Origin of the sequence: Dietzia sp. B44 (genome assembly GCF_014145245.1) — a bacterium.
Classification (GTDB): domain Bacteria; phylum Actinomycetota; class Actinomycetes; order Mycobacteriales; family Mycobacteriaceae; genus Dietzia; species Dietzia natronolimnaea.
In genome coordinates this window covers 1-1,492 of sequence record NZ_JAALEF010000488.1, presented here as the reverse complement: position 1 = coordinate 1,492, position 1,492 = coordinate 1, and the positions used below count along the sequence as shown (strand labels likewise).

At 69.2% G+C, this 1,492-nt stretch carries 1 protein-coding gene and 1 pseudogene; both read left to right on the top strand.

All coding sequences use genetic code 11. The features are described from left to right. Window positions 1-6: 6 nt before the first annotated feature. Window positions 7-207: pseudogene (locus G6017_RS17465) on the top strand (wax ester/triacylglycerol synthase domain-containing protein); the annotation flags it as partial. Between the two features lie 138 nt (window positions 208-345). After that, complete coding sequence (locus G6017_RS14595) at window positions 346-1,200, top strand: WS/DGAT domain-containing protein (RefSeq protein WP_241731576.1); 855 nt, start codon at window positions 346-348, stop codon at window positions 1,198-1,200. Window positions 1,201-1,492 lie beyond the last annotated feature (292 nt).

The window sequence follows — 1,492 nt, the reverse complement described above, 5'->3', positions numbered from 1 at the left end:
CACCCGGTGTTCCGCCGGGTCCCGGTTCGCGAGGGCAGGCGGTGGTACTGGGAGGACGATCCCGACTTCGACCTCTCCCACCACCTGATCCGCGGGCGGCTCCCCGCGCCGGGCGGGCGGGCCGAGGCCGAGGCGTACGTCTCCGAGCAGATGAGCATCCAGCTCCCTGACGACCGCCCCTTGTGGCGGGCCGAGTTCCTCGAGGGGCTACCACGGCCACGGCCACGAGGCCGGGCGGGAGGCCGGGCGGGAGGGTGCGCTGGTCCTGTTCCGGGTCCAGCACGCGATGGTCGACGGCGTCCGGCTGACCCAGTTGGTCCTGGGTCTGCGCGACACCCCGTGACGATGGCGCGACTGACCAGGGACGTGGTGGCCCCGGGCGGGGAGCTGTCCCGGGTGCCCACGCGTGTCGTGGAATCCCTCGCCGACACCATCGATCCCACCAACATGACGACCAACACCTACCGCTCGGTTTTCCGCCTGCTGTTCGAGCCCCGTTCCCCCGAGCTGTCGTGGAGTGGCCACGCCCACGCCCGGAAGAAGGTCTCCTGGGTCACCGGGGTGGACCTCGCGGCCGTCAAGAGGGTGGCGGCGGAGCACGACACCACCGTCACCTCGGTGATGATCGCCGCGGTGTCCAAGGCGCTCACCCGGTACCTCGACGCCCGCGGTGACCGACGGGTCTCCGACATCAACCTCATGGTGCCGGTCTCGCTGACACCGAGCACCGACGACCTCCCGGAGGAGCTGGGCAACCACATCACTCTCATCCTCATGCGCCTGCCGCTGGGGATCGACGACGCGGACGAACTCATCGAGGCCATCACCACGTCCATGACCCGGGTGCGCTACTCGTTCGAGCCACACATCACCTTCGCCACCATGCTCGGCGTGGCCGTCACCCCCACCGCGGTGCAGCACGCGGTGGTCGACCTGTTCGCCAACAAGACCGTCGGCCAGCTCACCTCGGTACCCGGTCCGGTCTCCGAGGTGCGGCTCGCGGGAACCCCGGTCGAGGGCATGCTCGGCTGGGTGCCGATGAGTGGCGACCAGGCGCTCGGGATCTGCATCTTCAGCTATGACGGCACGGTGTCCGTGGGGATCGCCACCGATGCCGAGCTCGTGCCGGACCCGGGCCGGGTCGCCGAGATGATCGAGGGTCAGTTCGCGACCTTCGACGGCTGGGAGGCCCCGGCCTGAGGGCTGCCGCCGCCGCGCCTCTCCTCACCAGGCCGGCAAGTGGTCCTCGATAGGCGTGGGGAACCGGGAGAACCCCCGTGATGTCGGTCACACCTGTTCTAGCCTGGAGTGGAGCGCAGATGGCTCGGTGGTCGATCGCGGCTGGGGGTCGGAGACGATGGGGGAGAGGACGAGGGTCAGGATTCCGCTGCGGGATCAGTTGTGGTTGCACATGGACCGCCCCGACAACCTCATGTACATCACGTCGTTGGTGTGGTTCTCGGAGATCCCCGACTGGGACGCGGTCTCCGAG